12 protein-coding genes are annotated in these 16,369 nt (G+C 72.6%); 5 read left to right on the forward strand and 7 right to left on the reverse strand.

Going from position 1 to position 16,369, the window contains the following annotated elements:
• The first annotated feature begins 262 nt into the window (after positions 1-262).
• Entirely contained in the window at positions 263-2,101 is a 1,839-nt protein-coding gene (locus HCJ94_RS28135) for a glycoside hydrolase family 15 protein (RefSeq protein ID WP_168004052.1), read from the forward strand.
• Between the two features lie 7 nt (positions 2,102-2,108).
• On the opposite strand, the gene HCJ94_RS28140 is transcribed toward HCJ94_RS28135, so the two are convergent.
• The 5 genes from HCJ94_RS28140 to HCJ94_RS28160 form a co-directional block, all read right to left on the reverse strand.
• A complete protein-coding gene (locus tag HCJ94_RS28140; protein ID WP_168004041.1) occupies positions 2,109-3,779 on the reverse strand; it encodes a right-handed parallel beta-helix repeat-containing protein in 1,671 nt (556 codons plus the stop codon).
• A gap of 79 nt (positions 3,780-3,858) precedes the next feature.
• The gene (locus tag HCJ94_RS28145) at positions 3,859-5,100 is read right to left on the reverse strand and encodes an MFS transporter (protein ID WP_168004042.1); all 1,242 of its coding nucleotides are present in this window, start codon (positions 5,098-5,100) and stop codon (positions 3,859-3,861) included.
• A 219-nt stretch (positions 5,101-5,319) separates the two neighbouring features.
• Positions 5,320-7,044, reverse strand: coding sequence for a glycerol-3-phosphate dehydrogenase/oxidase (locus HCJ94_RS28150; protein ID WP_168004043.1), 1,725 nt, complete (start codon positions 7,042-7,044; stop codon positions 5,320-5,322).
• A gap of 104 nt (positions 7,045-7,148) precedes the next feature.
• Entirely contained in the window at positions 7,149-8,666 is a 1,518-nt protein-coding gene (gene glpK / locus HCJ94_RS28155) for a glycerol kinase GlpK (protein ID WP_168004044.1), read from the reverse strand.
• A 40-nt stretch (positions 8,667-8,706) separates the two neighbouring features.
• Complete coding sequence (locus HCJ94_RS28160; RefSeq protein ID WP_168004045.1) at positions 8,707-9,534, reverse strand: MIP/aquaporin family protein; 828 nt, start codon at positions 9,532-9,534, stop codon at positions 8,707-8,709.
• Between the two features lie 187 nt (positions 9,535-9,721).
• Between HCJ94_RS28160 and HCJ94_RS28165 the strand changes: the two genes are divergently transcribed.
• Together HCJ94_RS28165 and glpK (HCJ94_RS28170) are read left to right on the forward strand one after the other, a co-directional pair.
• A complete protein-coding gene (locus tag HCJ94_RS28165) occupies positions 9,722-10,489 on the forward strand; it encodes an IclR family transcriptional regulator (protein WP_168004046.1) in 768 nt (255 codons plus the stop codon).
• Positions 10,490-10,529: 40 nt separating this feature from the next.
• A complete protein-coding gene (gene glpK / locus HCJ94_RS28170; protein ID WP_168004047.1) occupies positions 10,530-12,053 on the forward strand; it encodes a glycerol kinase GlpK in 1,524 nt (507 codons plus the stop codon).
• Between the two features lie 27 nt (positions 12,054-12,080).
• Here the strand turns inward: glpK (HCJ94_RS28170) and HCJ94_RS28175 are convergent, their stop codons facing one another.
• The gene (locus HCJ94_RS28175; RefSeq protein ID WP_168004048.1) at positions 12,081-13,718 is read right to left on the reverse strand and encodes a hypothetical protein; all 1,638 of its coding nucleotides are present in this window, start codon (positions 13,716-13,718) and stop codon (positions 12,081-12,083) included.
• Positions 13,719-13,925: 207 nt separating this feature from the next.
• On the opposite strand from HCJ94_RS28175, the gene HCJ94_RS31330 reads away from it, so the two are divergent.
• Positions 13,926-14,933: a GGDEF domain-containing protein gene (locus HCJ94_RS31330; RefSeq protein ID WP_168004049.1), complete on the forward strand. Its 1,008-nt coding sequence runs from the start codon at positions 13,926-13,928 to the stop codon at positions 14,931-14,933.
• A gap of 41 nt (positions 14,934-14,974) precedes the next feature.
• Here HCJ94_RS31330 and HCJ94_RS28185 read toward each other — a convergent pair whose 3' ends face one another.
• The gene (locus HCJ94_RS28185) at positions 14,975-15,730 is read right to left on the reverse strand and encodes a carbohydrate-binding protein (RefSeq protein ID WP_168004050.1); all 756 of its coding nucleotides are present in this window, start codon (positions 15,728-15,730) and stop codon (positions 14,975-14,977) included.
• A 182-nt stretch (positions 15,731-15,912) separates the two neighbouring features.
• On the opposite strand from HCJ94_RS28185, the gene HCJ94_RS28190 reads away from it, so the two are divergent.
• Complete coding sequence (locus tag HCJ94_RS28190; RefSeq protein ID WP_168004051.1) at positions 15,913-16,083, forward strand: hypothetical protein; 171 nt, start codon at positions 15,913-15,915, stop codon at positions 16,081-16,083.
• Positions 16,084-16,369 lie beyond the last annotated feature (286 nt).

Here is a 16,369-nt window from a genome sequence, read left to right on the forward strand (position 1 = left end):
CGTGTGCTTTCCCGATCTGCGTCAAGTACCGGGGCGTGCCCAAGGGTGACGAGCCCGTCGAGATCGGCGCGGGCGCCGGCGGCGTCAGCTGCATCTACTCGCCCTCGGACATCACCTGGCGGTAGCCGATCGGCGGTGCCCGGCGGACCGGCCGCCGGACACCGCCGTAACCCTGACGGGTGGTCGGATCACGTTCCCGGCCGCCCGTCGCCCCCGCGTCCCTAAGGTTCGACAGGTGTCGTGGGAAAACGGGGAGACCGGCATGCCGGCCTACCCGGCAATCGAGGATCACGGTCTCATCGGGGACCTGCAGACCGCAGCCCTGGTCACCCGTAACGGCACCATCGACTGGTTCTGCGCGCCCCGGTTCGACTCGCCGAGCATCTTCGGAGCGCTGCTGGACCGCCGGCGGGGTGGGTACTTCTCGATCGTGCCGGACGGGGTGCGGTACATCAGCAAGCAGCTCTACCTGCCCGACACGCCGATCCTCATCACCCGCTTCATCAGCGCGGACGGCGTCAGCGAGATCGTCGACTTCATGCCGGTGACCGGCGAGCGGCCCACCGACCAGCACCGGATCGTCCGGATCATCAACATGGTGCGCGGCAGCATGCGGTTCCGCGCCGAGTGCTGCCCCCGCTTCGACTACGGCCGGGAGCGGCACGAGTTGGAGGTGCACGCCGACGGTGCCGTCTTCCGAGCCCCCTCGGCGACCCTGATGCTGCACGCCTCCCACCCCGACGGCCGGCTGCTCCCGATCGAGAACCTGCAGAACGTCGACGGCGACCTGCTCGCCTTCACCACCCTGCAGGAGGGGGACACCGGCGCGATCGTCGTGGAGACCGCCGGCAACGAGGCGCCCCGCCGTTTCACCAGCGGGGAGGTCCAGGCGTTGTTCGAGTTCACCCGCGACTACTGGCGCCACTGGCTCGACCGGTCCCGGTACACCGGGCGGTGGCGGGAGATGGTGGAGCGGTCCGCGATCACGCTGAAGCTCATGACGTACGCGCCGACCGGCGCCATGATCGCCGCACCGACCGCCTCCCTGCCCGAGGAGATCGGCGGCACCCGCAACTGGGACTACCGCTACACCTGGATCCGCGACACCTCCTTCTCCGTGCACGCCCTGCTCGGGCTGGGCTTCACCGAGGAGGCGGCCCGGTACACGAACTGGCTCGACGAACGCATCCGCGAGGCCGGCGACCACGCGGCACCCCTCAAGATCATGTACCGGGTGGACGGCTCGTCCGACCTGCACGAGGAGGTCCTCGATCACCTGGAGGGGTACATGGGGTCGGGGCCGGTCCGGATCGGGAACGGGGCCGCCGACCAGCTCCAGCTCGACATCCACGGCGAGGCCCTGGACGCCATGCTCTTCGCCGACCTGCAGGGAATCCGCGCCTCCCACCAGGTGTGGCGCAGCACCGTCCGGATGGTCGACTGGCTCTGCGACAACTGGGACCAGCCGGACGCGGGCATCTGGGAGAGCCGCAGCCACCCCCGGGACTACACCTTCGGCCGCCTCATGTCGTGGGTGGCGATGGACCGGGCCATCCGCCTGTCCGCCCGCCACGGCCGCCCGGGCGACGTCCCCCGCTGGGTCCGGGAACGGGACGCGATCTACAACCAGATCATGTTGCGGGGGTACGACTGGAACCGTCGCTCCTTCGTCCAGGCGTACGGGGAACACGTCCTCGACGCCGCCCTGCTCATCATGCCGTCGGTCGGGTTCGTCACCCCGAGCGACCCGCTGTGGCAGTCCACGCTCCAGGCCATCGACAGGGACCTGGTCTCCGACAGCCTCGTGCACCGGTACAAGCCCTCCGAGGCGCCCGACGGGCTCCCCGGCGACGAGGGCACGTTCAACATGTGCACGTTCTGGTACGTCGCCGCCCTGGCCTGCTCCGGGCGACTCGACGACGCCCTGCTCACGTTCGAGAAGATGTTCACCTTCAGCAACCACCTCCGCCTCTACGCGGAGGAGATCGCCCTCACCGGGCAGCAGATCGGCAACTTCCCGCAGGCGTTCAGCCACCTCTCCCTGATCACCACGGCCCTGGCGCTGAACGACATGCTCGACGCCCGGGACCGGCGGCACTGACCGGGACTCAGCCCTCGTCGGTGTGGTTGTCGGTCCACCGGCCGCCCACCGGCGGAGTGTCCAGGCGCAGCGCGCCGTCGCCGTTGCCGGCGAGGTCGTTGTCCTCGATCCGGCAGGCCACACAGCTGCCCCGCTCGGTGATCCACAAGCCGTACGTCTGGGTCCCGGCTCCGGTGTCCCACACCCGGTTGCCCCGCACGGTCGCCGAGTCGACCGGGGCGTTGACGGTGATCCCCGCGCGCACCGGCGGCGGGGCGGGCAACTCGTACCGGCTGCCGGGCGACGGCACGGCCTCGTTCCAGGCCGAGGCGGCGTCGGCACGCGCCTCGGCGAGGGCCAGCTCCGTGGCGGTGTTGCCGGCGACCACCGCCCTGCGGCCGCCGACCCGCACGACCTTGCCCCGGTGACCGTCCGGCGGCCAGGTCGCGGAAACGTCGGTCACGGTCTTGCGCCCGTACCGCACCGAGGCCCCCGACCCGCTCGTGGCGGGGGCGCACCGGCGGCCGTTGTCGCGGATCCGGTTGCCGACCAGGAACGCGTCGACCATCGGCCGGTCGATCCGGATGGCGTCCAGACCGTTGTCGGTGACGTCGTTGCCGTCGAGCACCACCTGCGCGGCGGCGCCCCGGTAGCCGTTGCCCAGGTCGTGCTCGTGGAACCCGTACCCGCCGTTGGCGCTGATCCGGTTCCCCCGGATCGTGTACGGGCCGGGCGTGTTGCCCATGCTGATGCCGTCGCCGACGTTGCGGTCGATGACGCAGTCGGTGAGGATCCCGCCCCGACCGGCGACGCCGGCGGTGCCTTTCGCGGAGACGTCGAAGCCCGCCTCCAGGTTGCCGGTGAGGGTGCACGCGGAGACGACGAGACCGTCGGCGCCCCAGTCGGAGATGCCGAAGCGGTTGGCCTGGCTGTGACAGCCGACGATGCGGTAGCCGCGCGGCGGCGTCCAGTCCGGCCTCTGGAGCTCCAGGAAGATCCCGTTGGTGCCGTTGCCCAGCGTCGTGCAGTTGGCGATGGTGCAGCGCTCGATCTCACCCCAGCCGCCGACGCCGACGCCGATGCCCGCACCCCCCATCTGGAGCCCGTTGTCCAGCCGGCCGCAGCCCACCACGACCACCCCGTCGATCAGCGTGTCCTGAAGGAAGTCGCAGCCCAGGCCGGTGGCGCCGGTGTGGTGGATGTAGAGGTTGCGGAACACCCCGCGGACGACGTACTGCAGGCCCAGCCCCTTGGCGAGGTAGCTGTACTCGGTCATCGCCACGCCCGAGCCGTCGATCTCGAAGTCGGCGAACGTGCACTCGGCGATGTGCCGGTCCCGGTCCGCGCCGTGCTGCACCGTGGTCCAGAAGGCGAGCGGCACCGGGTCGGACCGGTTGCCCCCGTTGCTGAGCAGGAAGCGCGTCGCCGCCGGGCCCGCCCCGACGAGCGACACCCCGCTGCGCCACACCGTGCCGGCGTCCCGGATCGCGTAGATCCCCGGCGGGCAGTAGATCACCCGGGCCCGGCCGTCGGCCGCGTACCCGTCGCCGAGCCGGTCCACCAGCGCCGCGAGGGCCGGCTGGTCGTTGGTGACCCCGTCCCCGCGCAGCCCGTGGTCCCGGGCGTCGCACCACAGGGGCGCCCCGGCCACGGGCGTGAGCCGCTTCGGCACCGCGGTGGACAGACCCTGGTGAGACACGCGGCTCCTCCGGCCGTCGATCGGCTGGTGTGCGCCGGCCGGGTTCCCGCCGGCGGGCCCGGGAAACGTCGACCCGACCCTAGTGCGGTCGCCGCTCGACGCCGCCCGCGCGGAAGGCCGTCCCGGCGAGCGACGCCACGACGAGGACGACGAGACCCGTCCCGGCCGTGACGAGCGGGACGGCGTCGACCGCCCCGAACCGGGCGAGGAGGCTTCCGAGGGCGGAGCCGGCGAGGATCCCGACCTGGAAGAGGATGCTGTGCAGGGCGTTGGCGGTCTCCGCCCGCCCGCCGTCGACGCGGCGCAGGACGGCCAGCGCGGTGAGGACCGCGACCAGCGAGAACGACGCGCCGGAGAGGACCAGCAGCACCGCGCCCGGCACCGGGGCGCCCGCCCGGCCGGCCAGCCACAACGCCGCCGGCACGACGGTGAACGCCGCCGCGGCCACCCGCATGCTGGTGACCGGCCGGGCGTCGGCGATCCGGCCCCCGGCCGCGCTTCCGGCCACCGACGCGATCCCGTAGCAGAGCAGGACGAGCGAGAGGCCGGCGTCCCGGACGCCGAGCTCGCGGTCGGCGTACGGCGCCAGATAGGTGAAGAACGCGAAGTGCCCGGCGACGGCGAGCAGGGTGACGGCCAGGACGGTCGGCAGCCCGGCCGCGCGCAGCGTGACGGCCAGCCGGCCGTCGGTGGCCCGGCCACGGTCGCCGGGGAGCGCCGGCAGCGTCCGGGCGAGGACCACGGCGAGGGCGAGCGAGGCGACGACGACGGTCGTCGCGGCCGCACGCCACCCCCATGCCTGCCCGACGAGGGTGACCAGGGGTGTCCCGACGACCAGGGCGCTGGCGCCGCCGACGGCGACCCGGCTGGCCGCGCGGCCCCGCCGGTGCGGGGCGGCGAGGCGCGCCGCCACCGGCATCGCGACCGCGAAGTAGACACCGTGCCCGAGCGCCGACACGCACCGCCCGGCCATCAGGACGGCGACGGTCGGCGCGAGCGCGGTGACGAGGTGCCCGAGCGCGAAGACGCCCGCGCAGGCGACCAGGACCCGGCGCCGGTCCCAGCGGGCGAGCAGCCGGGTCAGCGGTACGGCGGTGACCGCGGCGACGGCGGCGTAGACGGTGACCGACAGACCGACCTGGCTCGCCGGGGCGCGCAGGTCCGCGGCGATCTCCCCGAGCAGTCCCACCGGCAGCGTCTCACCGGTGACGAGAGCGAAGGCGGTCGCGGCGAGGACGAACGCCGCGACTCCGTCCCGTGCGGGGGGCCGGTCCGCCGGCCGGGGGTGCGGGGAGGTGACCGCGGGGGCGCCTGCGCTCATGCCGTTCCTTTCGGCCCGCGCGCCCGGCGCGGCAGCGGCCACGGTCGTGCCCCCGGGAGCGGGTGTCGACCGGCCGCCGCGTCGCGGCCCGATCATCGTGCGGACGCCAGCGTCTCACGTCCGCCGCGAGCACGCGGAACGCGGCTCCGGCGGTGTGCGCGGGCACACCGCCGGAGACCCGGTCCACGCCCGGCGGTGCGACCGACCGCCGGGGACACGTCAGGCGGCGAGCGCCACCGCCGGCACCACGTCCGGTACGCCCAGGCGGACCGCGTCGGCGGCCTCGTCGTCGGCCTGCTCGTGCGCCGCCCGCTCGGCGTGCACCCGGGCCACGTAGTGGGCCACCTCCCGGTCGACCCGCTCGGCGTCCCAGCCGAGCACCGGCGCGATCAGGTCCGCGGCCGGACGGGCGGCGGCGAGCCCGCGGTCGAAGGTCTCGATCGAGATGTGCGTACGCCGGGTGAGCACGTCCTCCAGGTGCAGGGCGCCCTCGGCGGACGCCGCGTAGACGATCTCCACGCGCAGGTAGTCGTCGGCGCCGTCGAGCGGCTCGCCCAGCGCGGGGTCCTCCCGCAGCAGGTCCAGCAGCTCGTCGACGGCGGCGCCGTGGCGGCGCAGCAGGTGCTCGACCCGCTCGACGGACAGGCCGTACTGCCGGGCGATCCGGCGGCGCTGGTTCCACCGGGCGACGTAGCCCTCGGCCCCGTGCAGCGGCACCCGGTCGGTGCACGAGGCGGGCACGCCCTCGCCGAGACCGCGCACGGCCTCGTCGACCGCGTCCCGCGCCATCACCCGGTACGTCGTGTACTTGCCGCCGGCGACCATCACCAGGCCCGGCACCGGGCTCGCCACGGTGTGCTCCCGCGACAGCTTGGCGGTCGCGTCGGAGTGCCCGGACAGCAGCGGGCGCAGGCCCGCGTACACGCCCTCGACATCGTCGCGGGTCAGCGGGGTGGCCAGGACCTCGTTGACCCGCTCCAGCAGGTAGTCGATGTCGCGGCTGGTGGCCGCGGGGTGCGCCTTGTCCAGGTCCCAGTCGGTGTCGGTGGTGCCGATCAGCCAGTGCCGGCCCCAGGGGATCACGAACAGGACGCTGGTCTCGGTGCGCAGGATCAGGCCGGTGGTGGAGTGGATCCGGTCGCGGGGCACCACGAGGTGGATGCCCTTCGAGGCGCGGACCTGGACCGGCCCGCGCTCGCCCACGAGCGCCTGGATGTCGTCGGTCCACACGCCGGTGGCGTTGATGACCTGGCGGGCGCGGACCTCGAAGACCCGGTCGGTCTCCAGGTCGTGCACCCGCGCGCCGGTGACCCGGTCGCCGTCGCGCAGGAAGCCCACGACGCGGGCCCGGGACAACGGGTGCGCGCCGTGCGCCGCGGCGGTGCGGACGAGGCAGGTCACCAGCCGGGCGTCGTCGACCTGGGCGTCGTAGTACTGCAACGCGCCGACCAGTGCCTCCGGCCGCAGCGACGGGCAGGCGCGGACCGCGCCGCGCCGGGTGAGGTGCCGGTGGGCCGGTACGCCCCGGGCGTGGTTGCCGGAGAGGCTCATCGTGTCGTACAGCAGGACGCCGGCGCCCGCGTACAGCCGTTCCCACCCGCGGTGGCGCAGCGGGTAGAGGAACGGCACCGGGCGGACCAGGTGCGGGGCGAGCCGTTGCAGCAGCAGGCCCCGCTCGCGCAGCGCCTCGCGGACCAGACCGAAGTCGAGCATCTCCAGGTAGCGCAGGCCGCCGTGGATGAGCTTGCTGGAGCGGCTCGACGTGCCGCTGGCCCAGTCGCGGGCCTCGACGAGCCCGACCGACAGGCCCCGGGTGACGGCGTCGAGGGCGCAGCCGGCGCCGGTGACGCCGCCGCCGACCACCAGGACGTCCAGTTCCTGGCCGCTGCTGAGCGCGGCCAGGGACCGCTCGCGGGCGGCCGGTGACAGTGTCGCGGAGTGCATCCTTCGTTCTCCTGTTTTCTGGGCGGCCGGCGCCGGACGTCGGCCGTTCCGGGCGGCCGGCGGCAGGCGCCGGCCGCCCGTTCCTCGGGTGGGGGTGGTGGTGGTCAGTCGACGTCGACCCAGTCGAGGGTGCGCTCGACCGCCTTCTTCCAGCGGCCGTACCCGGTCTCGCGCTGCTCCTGCGACCAGGTGGGCTGCCAGCGCTTGCTCTCGTTCCAGTTCTCGCGCAGCTCGTCGGTGCTCTTCCAGAAGCCGACGGCGAGGCCGGCGGCGTACGCGGCGCCGAGCGCGGTGGTCTCGGCGACCACCGGCCGGCTCACCGGCACGCCGAGGATGTCGGCCTGCATCTGCATGCACAGGTCGTTGACGGTGACGCCGCCGTCGACCTTGAGGACATCCAGCGGCACGCCCGAGTCCTTCGCCATGGCCTCGGCGACGTCCCGGCTCTGGTAGCAGATGGACTCGAGGGTGGCCCGGGCGATGTGGGCGTCGGTGTTGAACCGGGACAGGCCGACGATCGCGCCGCGGGCGTCGGAACGCCAGTACGGGGCGAACAGCCCGGAGAACGCCGGCACGAAGTACACCCCGCCGTTGTCCTCGACCTGGCGGGCCAGGATCTCGCTCTGCCCCGCCGTGCTGATGATCTTGAGCTGGTCACGCAGCCACTGCACCGCCGACCCGGTGACCGCGATGGAGCCCTCCAGGGCGTACACCGGTGCGTCGGTGCCGAACTGGTAGCACACCGTGGTGAGCAGGCCGGCCTTGGAGCGGACGATCTCGGTGCCGGTGTTGAGCAGCATGAAGTTGCCGGTGCCGTAGGTGTTCTTGGCCTCGCCGGGGGCGAAGCAGACCTGCCCGACGGTGGCGGCCTGCTGGTCGCCGAGGTCGCCGGTGAGCGGGACCGGCCCGGTGAACGGGCCGTGCGGCGCGGTGGTCCCGTACGTGTTCGGGTCCGACGACGGCCGGATTTCCGGCAGCATGGCGCGCGGGATGTCGAAGAACGACAGCAGCTCGTCGTCCCAGTCCAGCGTCTCCAGGTTCATCAGCATGGTGCGGCTGGCGTTGGTGGGGTCGGTGACGTGCACCCCGCCCTCGGTGCCGCCGGTGAGGTTCCACAGCAGCCAGCTGTCGGTGTTGCCGAAGATCGCCTCGCCGCGCTCGGCGGCCTCCCGGACCCCCTCGACGTTTTCGAGGATCCACTGGATCTTGCCGCCGGAGAAGTACGTCGCCGGCGGCAGGCCGGCCTTGCGTCGGATGACGTCGCCCTTGCCCTCGCGCTCGAGCGCGGAGGCGATCCGGTCGGTCCGGGTGTCCTGCCAGACGATGGCGTTGTAGTAGGGGCGGCCGGTGCGGCGGTTCCACACGACGGTGGTCTCGCGCTGGTTGGTGATGCCGAGCGCGGCGAGGTCGGAGGCGCTGAGGCCCCGCTCGTTCATGGCGGTCTGGATGACGGTCTGGGTCCGCTCCCAGATCTCCAGCGGGTTGTGCTCGACCCAGCCGGCCTGCGGCATGATCTGCTGGTGCTCGAGCTGGTGGCGACCGATCTCGTTGCCACCGTGGTCGAAGATCATGAAACGGGTGCTGGTCGTGCCCTGGTCCACTGCGCCGACGAAGTCAGCCATGCGGGAGGTCTCCTCTGCGGTTCGTAGGGGGATGTGTCGATCAGACGCGGGCGGGCTCGGGCTCCGCAACCGTCTCGGTCGCCAGGGCGCCCGGCTCCAGCTCGTCGCTCGGCAGGAACCGGCCGATGATCAGCTCGTAGAGGCCCGCGCCGATGACGCCGCCGACGAGCGGCCCGACGATGGGCACCCAGAAGTACGGGTATCCGCTGGCGTCCTGGAACGCCGTCTCGTACCCGGTCAGGAACGACGCGAGGCGGGGGCCGAAGTCGCGGGCCGGGTTGATCGCGTAGCCGGCGTTGGCCGCGAACGCCATGCCGATCGCGACGACGATCAGGCCGACGATCAGCGGGGCGAGGTTGGAACCGGGCAGGGAGTTGCGGGCGTCGGTGACGGCGAGCACGAGGAACAGGAGGATCGCCGTACCGATGATCTGGTCGCGCAGCGCGCCCCACTCCGTGACGCCGGCGCCCGGCAGGGTGGAGAAGACGCCCTGGCTCTTGCTGGTGAAGCCCGGGTCGAACCGGGACAGCACCTCGCTGTAGTTCCAGCGGATGATCAGGGCCGCGACGAACGCGCCGGCGGTCTGGGCCAGGGCGTACGGCATGACCTTGCGCCAGGAGAAGCCCTTGAAGACGGCGAGGGCGAGGGTCACCGCGGGGTTGAGGTGGGCGCCGCTGATCCGGCCGGCGACGTAGACGCCGAGGGTCACGCCGAGGCCCCAGGCCCAGGCGATGCTGTCGAACTCGCCGGTGCCGGCGGCGGCGACCTGGGCGACGACGCCCACGCCGAAGAGGATCAGGATCGCGGTGCCGGCGAACTCGGCGGCAAGTTCGCCGAGGAGTCCCGGCGCTCTCAATCGCTGTGTCATGGTGCCTCCAGGGGGGTGGCGGTCCTCCGCGATCAGGGGGGCGGGCGGAGGGCCGGTCGGTGTCGGCGAGGTGTCGGACGTCGCCGTGCGGTGAACCGTAGGAAACACGGGAGGGTGGGTCAACGAACCCCGGTCGACAATGTCGAACACTGTTGCAATGGCCCGAACGCGATTAGCATTCCGGCCCATGCCGGGTCAGGTGCAGTCCATCGCACGTGCCGCGGCGATCCTCCGCCTGCTGGCCAGCAGTTCCGGCCGGCTCGGCATCGGCGAGATCGCCCGTTCCCTCGACCTGCCCAAGGGCACGGCGCACGGCATCGTGCGCACCCTCCAGGACGTCGGCTTCGTGGAGCAGGACAAAACCTCCGGCAAGTACCAGCTCGGCGCCGCCCTGCTGCACCTCGGCACGAGCTACCTCGACGTCAACGAACTCCGTTCCCGCTCCATCAACTGGGCGGACCCCCTCGCCGCGCGCAGCGGCGAGGCCGTCCGCATCGGCACCCTGCTGGACGGCAAGGTGCTGGTGGTCCACCACGTGTTCCGCCCCGACGACACCCTCCAGACCCTGGACGTCGGGTCGCTGCTTCCCCCGCACGCCACCGCGCTCGGCAAGGTCCTGCTCGCCTACGACGTGGGCGCCGCCAACACGGTCATGCAGGGCGAGCCCGAGCCCTACACCCGCCGCACCCTGGTCACCGCACGGGCCCTCACCCGGGCTCTCAGCGAGATCCGGGACAACGGCTGGGCAGCCGAGATCGAGGAGATGACCCCCGGCAAGGCCGGCATCGCCGCGCCGATCCGCGGCTACGGCGGCCTGGTCGTGGGCGCGATCGGGCTCTCCGGCCCGGTGGACCGCATCTGCGACGGATCGGGCGCCCCCCGCCCGACCCTCGTCACGTACGTCCGCGACGCCGCCCGCGCGGTGTCCCGTGATCTCGGCGCCGCGCGCTGGTGATCCGCCCACACCCACCACCCGGTTTCACGAAGGACGAGCCATGACCGAGAGCTACGTCGTCGCCATCGACCAGGGAACGACCTCCACCCGCTGCATCGTGTTCGACCGCCGCGGCAACCTCGTCTCGGTGGCCCAGCGCGAGCACCAGCAGCACTTCCCCCGGCCCGGCTGGGTGGAGCACGACGCCGCGGAGATCTGGCGCAACGTGGGCAAGGTCGTCCCCCGCGCCCTCGCCCAGGCCGGCGTCACCGCCGACCAGATCGCCGCGATCGGCATCGCCAACCAGCGCGAAAGCACGGTCGTGTGGGACCGGCGCACCGGCGTCCCGGTGGCGCCCGCGATCATCTGGCAGGACACCCGCACCGACGCGGTGGTGGAGACCCTGACCCGCTCCCCCGGCGCCGAGAACGTCCAGCAGCTCTGCGGACTGCCGCTGACCACGTACTTCTCCGGGCCGAAGCTGCGCTGGCTGCTCGACCACACGCCCGGGCTCACCGAGCGGGCCGAGCGCGGCGAGGTGCTCTTCGGGACGATGGAGAGCTGGCTGATCTGGAACCTCACCGGCGGCCCGGACGGCGGCCTGCACCTGACCGACGTCACCAACGCCAGCCGCACCATGCTGATGGACCTGCGGACCCTCGACTGGCACCCGGACCTGCTGGCCTTCTTCGGCATCCCCGCCGCCATGCTGCCGGAGATCCGCTCGTCCTCCGAGGTGTACGGCACCGCCACGACGGTCCTGCCGGGCGTCCGGATCGCGGCGGCCCTCGGCGACCAGCAGGCGGCCCTGTTCGGGCAGACCTGCTTCGCGCCCGGCGACGCCAAGTGCACCTACGGCACCGGCAGCTTCCTGCTGCTCAACACCGGGCCGGAGCCGGTGCACTCCAGCCACGGCCTGCTCACCACCGTCGGCTACCGGATCGGCGACGAGCCCGCCGTGTACGCCCTCGAAGGGTCCATCGCGATCACCGGGTCCCTGGTGCAGTGGTTCCGCGACCGGCTGGAGCTGATCAGCACCGCGCCGGAGATCGAGACCCTCGCCCGTACGGTCGAGGACAACGGCGGCTGCTACATCGTGCCCGCCTTCTCGGGCCTGTTCGCGCCGCACTGGCGCAGCGAGGCACGCGGAGTGATCGTCGGGCTGACCTCGTACATCACGAAGGGGCACCTGGCCCGCGCGGTGCTGGAGGCGACCGGCTGGCAGACCCGCGAGGTGGTCGACGCGATGAACGCCGACTCCGGTCTGGACCTGACGGCCCTGCGGGTGGACGGCGGGATGACCGCCAACAACCTGCTGATGCAGTTCGTCGCGGACGTGCTCGCCGTGCCGGTGGTGCGCCCGATGGTGGCCGAGACGGTCTCCCTCGGCGCCGCGTACGCGGCCGGGCTGGCGGTCGGGTACTGGCCGGACCTGGAGGGCCTGCGCCGCAACTGGCACCTCGCCGCCCGGTGGGTGCCGGAGATGGACGCCACGGTCCGGGAGCAGGAGCGGCAGAACTGGCAACGCGCCGTCGAGCGGACCTTCGGGTGGATCAAGCCCGAGGCCCGGGCCGCGAACGGCTGACCCGGTGCCGTGGCCGCGACGCGCCCGTCACCGGGCCTCGCAGATCCGGCCGCTCCGCGCCGGATCACCCTCCCGGCCGACGGACCAGAGCGGGTGGACGTCAAGGACGAGGGGCGGTGGCTGCCACGCGGCCCCGAGCCGCTGCACCACCTCGTACACCCGGATGGGTTGCTCGACTTCCTCGCCGGCCAGGAAGTTGATGGTCTGTTCGTACGTGTCTTCCCGACTCAGCACGTCGCCATGCAGGGCGGGCACCTCCACCACCGGAATCTGGGAGTACTCGCCGGGCGGCGCCTCGGCCGCGCCGACCAGGGGCAGAAACGCGATCATGCGGACGCCGGGCACGGGACACAGGATGCGGTTGCGGTAGAAGGGCGCCTCGACGATGACGGACCGGATGAACGGCAGGTCCGGCCCCGCGTCGACCTCCCTCATCAGGTTCAACACCCCGGCGATGACCCGCAGCTCCCACCCGGCGACCACACCCCACCCGTCGCGCCCAGGAGGGGGATAGTAGACGCGACCGGGCCAGATCAGCGGGCTGTACAGCATCGCGGCCGTCACCGGCTCCGGAGGCAGCTTGTCCAGGTAGGTGCGGATCACCAGCGCCCCCTCGCTCTCTCCCGCGAGCGCCACCGGGCGGCTGGTCCGCCGGTGCAGCTCCTCAGCCTGCTTCGCCAGCAGCACCGCGCTGGATTCCAGCGACCGGTGGGTGTCCTGCGGGCCGTAGGGCAGCGGCCGTCCTGCGGGGTCCAGGCCCGCGTACGAGAAGCGCTCCACCCGGGGATCCACCGGCGGTTGACCGTCCCAGCTCGACTCGTAGCCCGCCAGGACGATCACCGCGTAGGGCACCCGCTCCGGGAGTGGCTGACTGACCAGCGGCGGCGACCAGTCACCCCGCCCACCGCCGGCGATCTTGACCAGCGGTGGCATCCCGACTGCGGCGATCATCGTGATCACGATCGCGATCGGCGCCACCGGCACCCGCGGCCATCGGACCGGCCGACGGGCGGCGGCCTGCACCGTCCGTCGCCACAGCAGTGCGTTCACTCCGCCGGCCAGGCCCGCCACGAGGATCCCCGCCCAGGCCGGCACGCTCACGATCACGGCACCGCCCAGGGTGAGTACCAGGAAGTTCAGCGAGGACCAGCCAAGCATGTCGACCGAGGGCAGGCCCCGCCACCAGTGCTGGGCCACGCCCGCCCGCTGGAGGAACGGGGCGATGAGCAGCATCGGGACAACCGACGCGAACAGGTACCAGGAGAGCGCAACCGCGGAGAACGCGACGGAGAGTGCCGCCCACGGCGAGATGATCAGGACGGCGATCGTCGCGACCTCCAGGTTGCGCAGCACCAGCCAGCGCCACGAGGGGCGATCCAGCTCCGCCGGCCAGGCCAGTGCCGTCAGGCCGGCGGACAGCACGCCCCGCAGGACGACGGCGACCACCAGGCCGAGCAGGAACGTCGCCCACGAGTTGTGGTAGACGAGCAGCCAGCGCAGGTCGTGGTACGAGTCGTACGGCCAGACGGCGGTGGCCTGTGGAGCCAGCGGCTGCGCGGCGAAGAATCCGAGGCCAACCAGGATGCCCATCTCCAGCATCGGCGGCACCGCGGCGAGCAGCAGCAGTGCGGTGTCACGACGACGGAGGACCATGTTGACACGCATCGTCCGTAGGATGCCCTCTCGCCGCTACCCTCCGTGCAGCTTCGCAGCAACAGGTCTTGACGGTGACCTGCGGCACACCATTCAATGTGCAGGTGGCACGGTGCCACGTCGGAGCGGCCTCGCCACGGGACTCCGCCACTTCGACCGGTTTCGCTCTGGCGTCACCCGGCGGCGCCCGCCGGGTGCGGTAGGTGCGGGGGGCAATCGGTGAACGAGCGCCGCCGACGCATGCGGCTCAGTGCGGCCCTGCACGTCGTCTCGCACGGGGTCGCCGTCCTGTACTGCCTCCTCACCCTCGACCAGCCGCACCGGGCGGAGATGCTGGCGGTGTACGGCTGCGGGATGGCGGGCGGCGCGGTGGGCCTGTGGGCCGCGCGTCGGGTGACCACGAAGACCGTCGGCTACCGCACCTCCGGCCTCATCCTGCTGGTCACGCTCGTCGCACTGGCGCTGGGTTCGCACTGGGACGGCGGTGCCGCCGCTCCCGCCGCCCTGGGCTTCGTGACCACCACGGTGTTCGTGGCCACCCAGACGCCCCGGCTCCGGCTGATGATCGCGATCGAGGTGCTCATCCTCGGGACGTACGTGGGGGTCGCCGCCGTCGGCGAGCCGATGCGGCCCGGTCACCTCTTCATCAACGTCGCCGGGATGATCGTGCTGATCTCGGTCTGCTCCACCCAGGCCCGCAAGCTCGCGCGGCAACGCTCCCAGCTCCGCGCCCTCGCGACCCTGGATCCGCTCACCGGCGCGCTGAACCGGCGCGGGCTGGCCGAGTTCGCCTCCACCCTCTTCGGTCCCCGGTGCCGGCCCGGTCCGTCCCTGCTCTGCCTGGACCTCGACGACTTCAAGCTCGTCAACGACCGGTACGGGCACGCGGCCGGTGACCAGTTGCTCCAGACGACGGTGGCGGCGGTGCGCCGGACGGTCCGCCCGGACGACGTGGTCGCCCGGATCGGCGGCGACGAGTTCGTGGTCGTCCTGGTCGACGCCGACGCGGCGACCGCGCAGGCGGTGGCGGCCCGGGTCGACGCCGCCGTGCACCAGCAGGCCGGTGTCAGCATCGGCTGGGCCACCGCCCCGTACGACGGGACCATGCTGGAGTCGTTGATGCACGCCGCCGACCAGCGCCTCTACCGGGTGAAGCACGAGAAGCACCGCGTCACCGGCGCCGCCCTTGCACCCCGCCACCCGGACGCCCTCGGCGTGCTGCCGTAGGCCCCGCGGACCGTGGTGCCGACCGGTGGGGGTTTCACGCGCTAGCGGACGCTCACGGTGATCTTGTCGAAGTCGGGTGCCGGCTCGTGCGGGTTGAAGATCCGCAGCGAGTTGGTCCCGGGTCGCAGCGCCACCGTGATCGTCATGGTGTCGACCGTGCTCCACCCGCCGGTGCCCGGAAAGGTCAGGACGATCGGCGACCCGCCGTTGACGCTGATGTGCCCGACGCGCGGGCCCTCACCGTTGACGTAGGTGAGCGTCACGCTGGCGGTACCGCCCGTCCGGGCGGTCACCCCGTTGAACTGCAACGCCCCCATGTCACGGCCGATGTAGCCCACCTTCTTCTCGCCGGAGCAGCCGGAGCAGGTGAAGGTGCGGGTGCCCGCCAGCCCGTTCACCGGCGACTCCGCCTCGTACGACGTCACCACCGGCGGCGGGGGCGGGGCCGCGGGCGGCGGGGCGACCGACGGGCGCGCGGTGGACGGTGACGGTGACGGCCGCGGCGGGGCCGAGCGGTTCTCCACGGATCCCACGCGCACGTCCTTCCCGGCCGGCGACACCGGGGCCGACTCTCCGGCGGTGCCCTCGCCCGGACCGGCCGGAGTGGACGACTCCGGGGCGGACGCGCCGGCCTCGGGGCCGGAACCCGCGTCGGCGGACGATCCACTGTCGACGCCCGCCGTGAGTGCCGCCAGCGCGAGGACGACGATCAGGTAGCCGACCCCAACCACCGCCAGCAGACGGACGGGGCCGATCCGCCAGACGCCGTCCTGGTCGCGTCCATGCAGTGGGCGCACGTCGTCCTCCCCCTCGCCGTTGTCGCCTCGACGCCGACCACCCGCACGGTGTGACCGGTGACACAGCATTGTATGGGCATTGGGGTCGATTTGACCCGCCCGCACGTCCCGTTCTCGATCATCGTCACCGCGGGTCCCGGCCTGGTTGCCCAGGGCCCCTACCGTGATGGCGTCGCGGTCCCGTGTTCCGTCACGGATGGCCGCGACACCCGGCGTACAACGACCGCTCGCTGCGCGGCGACCACTGGAGCATCGAGGAGGTCGACGACTGGGACGTCGACGGCTGGGGCGGGGACAGCCCCGACCCCGAGACGGTCCGGCGGCTGCTCCGCGAGCACGACTTCGACTGCTGACACGTCGGTCCACCCACGACGGGCGCCGTTCCCGGGCCGGAACAGGGGCCGAAGGTCCCGTCCCGGACGGGACCGGTGGCTCGCCAGGGAGCGGACCAGCGCCCCTGCTGACCGTCCGTCGATCGCGGTGGAATTGATGTGTGCCCACCGGGGGCACGTCGGAGGACGAGGGGACGTGGAAGCCATGACCGCGATTGCCGAGCGGCAGATCCCGAAAACGACCGCTCCGGCGGTCGGCATTGACAACACCCGGCCCACCGGCACCGCCGCCCGGTACGTGTTCGCC

The sequence above is a fragment of the Micromonospora thermarum genome (assembly GCF_012034245.1).
Classification (GTDB): Bacteria; Actinomycetota; Actinomycetes; order Mycobacteriales; family Micromonosporaceae; genus Micromonospora; species Micromonospora thermarum.